Raw genomic sequence first — 8944 nt, forward strand, 5'->3', positions numbered from 1 at the left:
GAACAGACACACCACCCAGGACACATCACCAGCGTCCTCGGTATCAGGAACTACACCCGACGTATCACGAAGAGCCCACAACCCCCCACCAGCATCCCGCGGACACTCCGCCCGACTCCCGCCACAGCCACGACACCGCCACACGGCGGAACCAGCCCCTCCACGCCATCGCCGAATACTTACCGCTATCCTAACCAGCAGTGATATGACGGTGTGCCGGAGTCGCGTCACGCTGCGCACAACTGAATCAACGACTTCGCCTGGTTGACTACCCAATTCGTCTGACCTTGGCGCACCTACGACAGTCGCGTCACCGGGCACCTCTGCTGGCTATGCCCGGGTGGCACCCGTCACGCGTACCAGCCGGCGTAGATGGTCACTGTAGACCGCATCGAGCCCGTAGCCGGCTAGCCGGGTCAGTGTGGTTGTTCGTTGCGCATCCCACCCGAACACGGCGATACCCAGGTCGTGGAGAACACCGACGATGCCGGCCCGTGGTGGGGTCCATTCACGCGCGCGCAGGTTGAGGGCGGTGACTCCGACGGCCCGGAGTTCATCGCCGTACGCGGTCATTCCGCCGCCGGTGACGATGTCGCGGATCGACGTCGAGTTCACCAGCCGGACGTCGTCATCCAGCGGTCGGTATTTCGCTAGGTCCGTGAGCCCGCCGCACAGCCACAGCCGCCTCGCGGCCTCGCCGCCACCGGCCTCGCGGGCGACGGTGACGACGGCCGCCGCCGCGTCCGCCCAGCTGCCCGGCGGGCCCTTCAGATCAAGACTGAACTCGAAGGACGTACCCAGCTGCGCGTAGAACTCCGCGAGGGTTGGCAGCCACCCCGGCAGGCGGTCGGCGGTCAGGTCGGGAATCCGCCGACGCCGCCCGGGCGGGCCGAACACACCGTCATGATGCAGGACCGGAACGCCGTCGGCGGCGAGCCAGACGTCCGACTCCAGCCCACTCGCCCCGCCGGCCAGAGCGCGACGGAACGCGGGCAGGGAGTTCTCCCGCTGGCCGGGGGCGGGAGAACCACGATGCGCAAAACCGATCATGAAGAGCCGTTGAACGACTGCAGCGCGACGTTGTGGAGATGCCCGTTGGTGGTGAGCACCGTGCCGTGTCCCGGCCCCCGGCGCCCGCCCAGGTCGGTGAACCGGCCACCGGCCTCCTCGACGATGACCTGGAGCGCGGCCATGTCCCAGAGCGACACCTCGGGCTCGCAGGCGAGGTCCACGGCGCCCTCGGCGACCATCATGTGCGACCAGAAGTCGCCGTAGGCGCGGGTCCGCCAGACCTGGCCGGCGAGGTGGAGGAACTCCTCCAGCCGGTCGGCGGTCTGCCAGCCCTCGACGGAGGCGAAGGACAGGAAGGCGTCACCCAGGCTGGTGACCGAGGAGACCTTCAGGGCACGGGTGTCGCCGGTGGCGTCGCGAGTGAAGGCGCCGGTGCCCCGGGCTCCCCACCACCGTCGGCTCATCGCCGGGGCGCTCGCGACCCCGACGACCATCTCGCCGTCCACCTCGAGTCCGAGCAGGGTGCCCCAGACGGGCACGCCGCGCACGAAGTTCTTGGTGCCGTCAACGGGGTCCAGGATCCAGCGCCGGCGGGCGCCCGATCCGACGAGACCCTCCTCCTCGCCGAGCACGGCGTCGCCCGGCCGGGCCACGGCGAGCCGTTTGCGGATCATGGACTCGACGGCGGTGTCGGCGTCGGAGACCGGGGTGTTGTCCGGCTTCGACTCGACGTGCAGGTCTACTGCCTGGAATCGGGAAAGAGTGATCCGGTCGGCGGCGTCCGCGAGGCTGAGCGCGAGGGCCAGATCGTCGGCGATGGCGACGGTGTCGGAGTCCGCGGTCGGTTCGATGCTCACGGATGCGGGGTTAGGCGGGGTCACGCCTGCGAGACTACGAGCCGAGCCCCACCGCGCGTCGGTGGTCCCGGGCGCCGGACACCAGGTGGCGGGGTTAGTGTGACCAATCTCCCGATCTATTGCGATCAAGGTGAGGCTCCGCGGGTGCCGAGCAGCCGGCGCAGGCTCGCCAGCCGGGCGGCGTCGGCATGGCCGTCCCGCACCGCCGAGTCCAGGGCGCAGTCGGGGGACGGCGCCAGGTGCTGGCATCCGGGCTGACAGTGCGCGGCGGCCGCGGCGAGGTCCTCGAAGGCGCGCAGCACGCGGTCCGGGGACACCGCGCCGAGCCCGAACGACCGGACACCCGGGGTGTCCACGACAGTGCCCCCCTGGGGCAGCCGCAGTGCGACAGCGGCCGACGAGGTGTGCCGGCCGCGGCCGGTCACGGCGTTGACCTCGCCGATCGCCCGGTCCGCCGCCGGCACCAGCCGGTTCACCAGGGTGGACTTGCCGACCCCGCTGTGCCCGAACAGCACACTGACCCGATTGGTCAGCAGCTCCAGCAGCGCGCGCAGGTCCCCACCGGGGCGCGTGGTCACGACGGGGAGTCCGAGTGGGCGGTACAGGTCCACCAGCGCTGCCGGATCCGCGAGATCCGTCTTGGTCAGGCACAGGACCGGGGAGAGCCCGCCGTCGTAGGCGGCGACCAGGCATCGGTCGATCAGGCCGGGCCGCGGCGGCGGATCGGTGACCGCGCAGACGATGACCAGGACGTCGGCGTTCGCGACGATCGGGCGTTCCACCGGATCGCTGTCGTCGGGGGTGCGCCGCAGGACGCTCGTGCGTTCCTCGCGGCGGACGATGCGCGCCAAGAGGCCCGCCGCCCCGGAGACATCTCCCACGAGGGCCACCCGGTCACCGACTATCACGGAGGTCCGGCGCATCGACCCACCGCGCACGGCCGCGACCAGGCGGTCGGCCATCGTGTCGAGCCGGCAGGTGTACCGGCCGCGGTCGACACCCACTACCACCGCCGCGACCGCCTCGGCATGGTCGGGCCGGTCCCGGGTCCGGGGGCGCGATCCCCGGCTCGGCCGGACCCGGACGTCGTCCTCGTCCAGCTCGCGGGCCATCGGACTAGCCGCCGGCGCTGTCGGTCGGACCCGGGGGGCAGCCGGCCTGGCCTGGGGGGCGTCGCGTCGCGCCGCTCATTGGTCCAGCATCGCCGTCCACATCTCGGGGAAGTCCGGCACCGTCTTGCCGGTCGTCGCGATGTCGTCGATGACGATCCCGGGCACCACGAGGCCGACCACCGCGTAGGCCATCGCCAGCCGATGATCGGCGTGCGGGTCGAGCCGGGCGCCGTGCAGGGGCGCCGGACTGATCGCCAGCCCGTCGTCGGCGACGGTGATCCGTGCGCCCAGGCGACCGAGTTCGAGGGCCAGGGCGGCCAGCCGGTCGGTCTCCTGCAGCCGCAGGTGCGCGATGCCCCGTAGCCGTGACGGCGAGTCGGCGAGCACGGCGAGGGCGGTCAGTATCGGAGCGGCTTCCCCGAAGTCGGACAGATCGACGTCGATCCCGTGGACGGCACCGGCGCCGGTGATCTCCAGGCCCGCCGACGTGCGCCGGGCCGTGCCTCCCATCGCCACCAGCAGATCGGGCAGCAGCCGGCCGGGCTGCTCGGTCGACTCCGGCCAGTCCGAGATCATCACCCGCCCGCCGGTGGCGACCGCCGCCGCGAGGAAGGCCGCCGCGCTGTTCATGTCCGGTTCGATGGTCCGGTCCGCGGCGGTCGGCCGGCCCGGTTCGACGCGCCAGCGCCGGGTGTCCGCCACCGGGCCGGCCGCGGGGGAGCACACGGCGTCGACCTCGACCGTGGCACCGGCGGCCCGTAGATCCGCGACGGTCATGTCCAGGTAGGGAGCCGATGGCAGCCGGGACCCGCGGTGGACGACCGTCACCCCGGTGTCGTAGTGCGGGGAGGCGAGGAGCAGCCCCGAGACAAGCTGGCTGGAGTGGGAGGCATCCACGATCACCTCGCCGCCACGCAGCCGCCCTCGGCCGTGCACGGTGAAGGGCATTCGGTCGCCGTCGATCTCGGCGCCGAGCTCGCGCAGCGCGCCGAGCAGCGGGGTGAGCGGACGCTCGCGCATCCGCGCGTCTCCGTCAAAGACGACGTCGCCGCGGGTCAGCGTGGCCAGTGCCGGGGTGAAGCGCGCCACGGTGCCCGCGTTTCCGCACTCCGCGCGCGCGGTGGGTGCGGCGCTCGGTGTCGGGTGGCCGTGGACGACCCAGTCGGGACCCTCGGTGGATACTTCGATACCCAACGTCCTCAGCACCCCGGCCATCAGCAGGGTGTCGCGGGAGCGCAGCGCACCCCGCAGCCGGGAGGTTCCGTTCGCCAGCGCGGCGAGCACGAGTGCCCGGTTTGTGCCGGACTTCGAGCCGGGCACCGCGACGACGGCCTCGACCGGTTGCCGTGCGAGTGGAGCCGGCCACGGATCGGACTGCGTTCCGGTGGCTTCGCTACCCGTCAGGATGCTCACCATGACAGCATGCCGGACGACGGCCCGGGTCAACCGCGTCCTCGTGACATGCGCCGGCCGACACCTGATTCCCGCCACCTGATTCCCGCCGGCCGGCACGGGGACGAGGCCCGGCTCCTGGGAATCGCGGCCGTCCTCGAACGCCTCGCCCCCTGGCCCGCGTGGACCGACCGCCGCGCCGGATCTTAGGCGGACCGGCGGGCCGAGGCGATGAGATGGATGCCGATGGACTCACCCTCACGCTCGGCGGAGAGTTCCACCTCCGTGCGTACCAGGGTGGGGAAGCACGAGACGTCCTCGGCGACCGCGCGCTTGACCGCCTCCGCGGAGAGCACGGTGCGCGGGCGGATCCAGTCCACGTCGAGCCCTGCGCTGGTCAGCAGTGCCCGAAGTTCCTCGGGCCAGAAACACCGGGTGATCGTTCCGTCTTCCGCCGGCACGAGTACCACGTCCGCCCGCGGGACGTCGGACAGCTCCGCCCAGCGGTGCTGTTCGGCGAGCCGGGCGAGTCCGAGCAGCAGGGAATCGACGCAGAGCAGCAGCTGGCCGCCCGGCCGCAGCATCCGATGGATCTCCTCCAGGATGGTCTCGGTGGCGAGGCAGAACGACAGCGCCCGAGCCTCGGCGAGGACGGCGTCAAAGGAACCGGGAGCGAACCAGTCCAGCGAGCGGGGGTCCCCCACCACCGGCAGAAGCGTTCCGGGACCGCTTGCCGGATCGGGCGGCAGGGCGCTGGTGACCACCCGGACGACCTGATGGCCGGTGCTCACCATCTGGCGGGCGAAGCGGGCCCGCGGGCCGGAGACGTCGAGCACCCGCGCGGGCCGGGACGGCAGCCATTCGCGGAGCTGGACCGCCGCGACCTCTTCGTAGAACGCCCAGTATGGGTCGTCACTGTTGGCTGGAGCCTCGCAGACCAGGGTGTTCGCTCGTCCGCGAGACGGACCCGGATCGGCGTCGGGGCCAGGCGGCATGAAACGTTCCTACCCTTCGAGGGGCGATGATGCGAGGTAAGTCACACACTCAAGGCGGAAGTCTGACAGATTCCAGGCTCGACCACGCCGTGTCCTTCCCTGTTCGCGCGGATAGATGCGCACCGGATTCGCCGTCCACCGCCGCCGACCCCGGGCAGGTCCCGGGTGATGGAGCGCCCACAGCTGTGGACGGCGGACGGCTGCTGGTGGTTCCCGGCACGGCGGAGTCGACGGTGCTCTTCCTGCACGGAGCCGGGACTGGCACGGACACGCCGCTTTTCGTCCAACTTGCGGCATATCTCACCTCTGTCGGGGTGCAGGTGGCGCGGCTGGAGATGCCGTACCGCGTCGCCGGGCGGCGGGCGCCGGACCGGCCGGCCCGGCTCGACGCGGTCGCGATCGCCGCGGTCGAGGCGCTGGGCCCGCCGCGCCCGTTGGCCTTCGCCGGCGCCTCGATGGGATCGCGGGTGGCTATGCGGGTCGCGGCCGGGCTCGAGGCGTGCGGCGTGCTCGCCCTCGGCTTCCCGCTCCAGCCACCGGGAACCACGCCGGCAGGCAAAACCAGGCCGTCGCGGCAGGACGAACTCGACGGCGCGGGCGTCCCGGTGCTCGTCGTCCAGGGTGAGCGGGACTCCTTCGGGCGACCGCGGCCCGATCCGGAACTCGGCCGCGAGATCCATCTCGTCGCGGGAGCCGACCACTCCTTCCAGACCCGCCGACGGGATGCGCGTCCGCCCGGCGAGGGCGTGGCCGAAGCGGCCCGGGTCGGCGCATTCTGGCTGCGGGGCCGGCTGCGGGAATCATCCGCGGGCTGATCCGGTTGTGTGGGCAGTCAGCCGACAGCTAACCGGCAGCCAGATGACGTCACGGAGGCTTCATGACTCCTGGGAGCAGCACCGGCCGGCGGCGGTCCGCGCAGGCGCGGACCGCCGCCGGCCGGCCTTTGCCGAGCGTTGCGCCGATGCGCGCTCCGGCTTTGGCCGGGGTATCGTCCGCTCTGGAAGGACGGTCGCGTGTCGCCCGGTCAGGTGTGGTGGACGCGGGGTGGGCCGCCGGGGAGCATGACGGTGAGGAAGTGATCCTGGTCGACGAGACCACCGAGGAGCGAGGCGCCCGTTTCGAGCAGGACGCCCTTCCCTACCTCGACCAGCTGTATGCGGCAGCCCTGCGCATGACCCGTAATCCCGCCGACGCGGAGGATCTCGTGCAGGAGACCTTCGTCAAGGCGTTCGCGGCCTTCCACCAGTTTCAGGCGGGCACGAATCTCAAGGCCTGGCTCTACCGGATTCTGACGAACACGTTCATCAACACGTACCGCAAGCGGCAGCGCCAGCCGTTGCAGAGCCCCACCGAGCAGGTGGAGGACTGGCAGCTCGCCGAGGCGGGGTCGCATACGTCCAGTGGGCTCAAGAGCGCGGAGACCGAGGCGTTGGAACACCTGCCGGACAGTGACATCAAGGACGCCCTGCAGGCCCTGCCCGAGGACTTCCGCATGGCGGTGTACCTCGCCGACGTCGAGGGCTTCGCCTACAAGGAGATCGCGGAGATCATGGGTACGCCGATTGGGACCGTGATGTCCCGGTTGCACCGCGGTCGCCGGGGTCTGCGGAAGTCCCTGGAGAAGTACGCCTTGGACCGTGGGCTCGTGGCGGCCGGTTCCGCCGACGGCGAGGGCGGTGCGTCGTGAGCTGCGGCGGTCCACACGAGATCGATTGCCGGAAAGTGCTCGACGCGGTTTTTCTGTATCTCGACGGTGAGTGTGAGGGCGGGCAGCAGAATCTGATTCGGGCCCACCTTGACGAATGCTCCCCCTGCCTGCGCGAGTTCGGAGTGGAGCACGAGGTGAAGATGCTCGTCGCCCGTAAGTGCGGCGGGGAGCGGGCGCCCGAGTCGCTGCGGGCGAGCCTGCTCGCCCGGCTGCGGGCCGCCCGGGTGGAGATCGACGCCGCCGAGTACCGGCCGGAGTAGCTGGGGCCCGCCGGAGTAGCTGGGGCCGGACGGAGTATCGGGCAGCCCGGGGGCGGGCCGTGGCTGCCACGGCCCGCCGGGTGGCTCAGGTGTTCGGGCGCTTGCCGTGGTTGGCCTTGTTCTTCGCCCGTGCGCGCCGCTTGCGCTTCTTCTTCGCCATCAGGAATCTCCCTCCGTTCTGCTTCGACGTGCAGTCATCGTGCCAGTCCGCACCGACGGGAGGTGACCGGCGGGTCCGTCGAGGCCGTCGTCCTCGTCGGCGTCGCCGAACCCATCCGGTGAGCCATCGCCGAGGTTCCCCTGGGCCGGAGACTGTACCGCCCTGGCGTGGCGGCGGGCCTGCAACGTGCGCCACGCCCGCACGGGGGCCAGCGTTCCGAACAGTCCCAGCGCCGCGGCGATCGCCACGTCGCCGACGCTGACGACCGCGGGCGTCCAGGGCAGGGGCAGCGGGATGATGTCACTGAGCAGGCGCAGGACCGTACCATCCCCGGCCGGCGTGTGAAATGCCGAGGTCAAGATGTCGGAAATCGGTACACCGGCGTGGTCGGCCCCCCACCGCGACACCGGCATCTGGCCGCCGTTCGCGGTGATGACGGCGGCGTTGGAGATGAGACCGGTGACCAGGAGACCGAGTCCGGGCAGGCGGTTGTTCGCGCTGGCGAACAGGGCTGTGACCACGGCGGCCGCGATCCACGCCGGGCTGTGCAGGGCGGGCACGAGTCGGCCGATCGCGAGCACCAGGACCGCCGCGGCGAGCAGCCATGGTCGGGAGACATCGATGCGGGCGAGGGCGCCGAGAGTTCCGCCGCGGGCGAGGCCGACGCCCAGACCGCATAGCAGGGTCAGCACCAGAAGTACGAGCACATGCGTAGTGTGCGGTGTTATGAGCGACAGTCCCAGCACCGGGCGGTCGCGTCGCCCCAGCGTGCCGGCCCGGATACATCCGGGGCCCAGGGACGTTGGTCGGACAGCCTCGGCGCACTACGCTCTTGCCAGATTCACCGCCGCTGAAGGGAGCCTGATGGCCGAGGAAGTCCGCGCTGAGATGGTGGCCAACGTCTGGAAGGTCGTCGTCGGTGTGGGAGACCCGGTGAGCGCCGGTGACGCCCTGGTGATCCTCGACTCGATGAAGATGGAGATCCCCGTGATCAGCGAGGACGGCGGGACGGTCGCCCGGATCGCGGTGCAGGAGGGCGACGTCGTCCAGGACGGTGACCTGATCGCCGTGGTCGAGCCGCTCCCCGCCGCCTGATCGTCCTTGTTCGGCGGGGTAGCGGCTGAGAGATCCGATGCCTCGGGCGATGTCCTAAGCTGCCCATTATGGACGCCGCGTTTTGTGACCGTTGCGGTCAGTTGGCCAGTGTGGGCAGCCACGAGGCCTGCCGGCGGGCCCGCGAGCTGGAGCCACCCCGCTACTGTCGAGCCTGCCGGCGGCGGATGGTCGTCCAGGTCACCCCGGTGGGTTGGTCGGCCCGGTGCGCGGAGCATGGGCTGCTCTCGGTCTGAGCTCGCCGACCCCGCCGGGCGTGGGCGAGGAGGAGGGTGACGTCGTCGTCGTAGCCGTCGTTGCCGTCGTTGCGGTTGAGGAGGGTCAGTAGCCGGTCCG

General features: G+C 71.3%; 11 protein-coding genes. 5 read left to right on the forward strand and 6 right to left on the reverse strand.

What is annotated here, in order from left to right; translation table 11 throughout:
• Positions 1-330: 330 nt before the first annotated feature.
• The 5 genes from BMG523DRAFT_RS21015 to BMG523DRAFT_RS21040 all read right to left on the reverse strand — a co-directional run bounded on the left by BMG523DRAFT_RS21015 (position 331) and on the right by BMG523DRAFT_RS21040 (position 5367).
• On the reverse strand, positions 331-1050 hold the full coding sequence (locus BMG523DRAFT_RS21015) for a glycerophosphodiester phosphodiesterase (RefSeq protein ID WP_011438149.1): 720 nt from the start codon (positions 1048-1050) through the stop codon (positions 331-333).
• Positions 1047-1892, reverse strand: a complete 846-nt coding sequence (gene hisN, locus BMG523DRAFT_RS21020) for a histidinol-phosphatase (protein WP_035729794.1) — start codon at positions 1890-1892, stop codon at positions 1047-1049. The genes BMG523DRAFT_RS21015 and hisN overlap by 4 nt, the downstream gene beginning before the upstream one ends.
• Before the next feature lie 101 nt (positions 1893-1993).
• The gene (gene rsgA / locus BMG523DRAFT_RS21025; RefSeq protein WP_011438147.1) at positions 1994-2980 is read right to left on the reverse strand and encodes a ribosome small subunit-dependent GTPase A; all 987 of its coding nucleotides are present in this window, start codon (positions 2978-2980) and stop codon (positions 1994-1996) included.
• A gap of 75 nt (positions 2981-3055) precedes the next feature.
• Positions 3056-4396 (reverse strand): 3-phosphoshikimate 1-carboxyvinyltransferase, encoded by a 1341-nt coding sequence (gene aroA, locus BMG523DRAFT_RS21030; protein ID WP_011438146.1) that lies wholly within the window; start codon positions 4394-4396, stop codon positions 3056-3058.
• Positions 4397-4578: 182 nt separating this feature from the next.
• A complete protein-coding gene (locus BMG523DRAFT_RS21040; protein WP_011438145.1) occupies positions 4579-5367 on the reverse strand; it encodes a methyltransferase domain-containing protein in 789 nt (262 codons plus the stop codon).
• Positions 5368-5552: 185 nt separating this feature from the next.
• On the opposite strand from BMG523DRAFT_RS21040, the gene BMG523DRAFT_RS21045 reads away from it, so the two are divergent.
• The 3 genes from BMG523DRAFT_RS21045 (at position 5553) to rsrA (ending at position 7335) form a co-directional block, all read left to right on the forward strand.
• Positions 5553-6182, forward strand: a complete 630-nt coding sequence (locus BMG523DRAFT_RS21045) for an alpha/beta family hydrolase (RefSeq protein WP_308726831.1) — start codon at positions 5553-5555, stop codon at positions 6180-6182.
• Between the two features lie 62 nt (positions 6183-6244).
• Positions 6245-7054 (forward strand): sigma-70 family RNA polymerase sigma factor, encoded by an 810-nt coding sequence (locus tag BMG523DRAFT_RS21050; protein WP_011438143.1) that lies wholly within the window; start codon positions 6245-6247, stop codon positions 7052-7054.
• Positions 7051-7335 (forward strand): mycothiol system anti-sigma-R factor, encoded by a 285-nt coding sequence (gene rsrA / locus BMG523DRAFT_RS21055; RefSeq protein ID WP_011438142.1) that lies wholly within the window; start codon positions 7051-7053, stop codon positions 7333-7335. The genes BMG523DRAFT_RS21050 and rsrA overlap by 4 nt, the downstream gene beginning before the upstream one ends.
• A 159-nt stretch (positions 7336-7494) precedes the next feature.
• Here rsrA and BMG523DRAFT_RS21060 read toward each other — a convergent pair whose 3' ends face one another.
• Complete coding sequence (locus BMG523DRAFT_RS21060; protein WP_232234866.1) at positions 7495-8202, reverse strand: DUF5317 domain-containing protein; 708 nt, start codon at positions 8200-8202, stop codon at positions 7495-7497.
• A gap of 157 nt (positions 8203-8359) precedes the next feature.
• Between BMG523DRAFT_RS21060 and BMG523DRAFT_RS21065 the strand changes: the two genes are divergently transcribed.
• Together BMG523DRAFT_RS21065 and BMG523DRAFT_RS27570 are read left to right on the forward strand one after the other, a co-directional pair.
• Positions 8360-8590 carry a biotin/lipoyl-binding carrier protein gene (locus BMG523DRAFT_RS21065; protein ID WP_011438140.1) on the forward strand — a complete coding sequence of 77 codons (231 nt, stop codon included), beginning with the start codon at positions 8360-8362 and terminating at the stop codon, positions 8588-8590.
• 68 nt (positions 8591-8658) lie between these two features.
• Positions 8659-8844 (forward strand): hypothetical protein, encoded by a 186-nt coding sequence (locus BMG523DRAFT_RS27570; RefSeq protein WP_076806814.1) that lies wholly within the window; start codon positions 8659-8661, stop codon positions 8842-8844.
• The last annotated feature ends 100 nt before the right edge of the window (positions 8845-8944 follow it).

The sequence above is a fragment of the Frankia sp. BMG5.23 genome (assembly GCF_000685765.2).
Classification (GTDB): domain Bacteria; phylum Actinomycetota; class Actinomycetes; order Frankiales; family Frankiaceae; genus Frankia; species Frankia casuarinae.

Coding starts and splice junctions, on each gene's coding strand:
- BMG523DRAFT_RS21065 (WP_011438140.1), top strand. CDS start 8,360: ATGGCCGAGGAAGTCCGCGCTGAGATGGTGGCCAACGTCTGGAAGGTC.
- BMG523DRAFT_RS21015 (WP_011438149.1), bottom strand. CDS start 1,050: ATGATCGGTTTTGCGCATCGTGGTTCTCCCGCCCCCGGCCAGCGGGAG.
- aroA (WP_011438146.1), bottom strand. CDS start 4,396: ATGGTGAGCATCCTGACGGGTAGCGAAGCCACCGGAACGCAGTCCGAT.
- rsgA (WP_011438147.1), bottom strand. CDS start 2,980: ATGGCCCGCGAGCTGGACGAGGACGACGTCCGGGTCCGGCCGAGCCGG.
- BMG523DRAFT_RS21050 (WP_011438143.1), top strand. CDS start 6,245: ATGACTCCTGGGAGCAGCACCGGCCGGCGGCGGTCCGCGCAGGCGCGG.
- BMG523DRAFT_RS21040 (WP_011438145.1), bottom strand. CDS start 5,367: ATGCCGCCTGGCCCCGACGCCGATCCGGGTCCGTCTCGCGGACGAGCG.
- BMG523DRAFT_RS27570 (WP_076806814.1), top strand. CDS start 8,659: ATGGACGCCGCGTTTTGTGACCGTTGCGGTCAGTTGGCCAGTGTGGGC.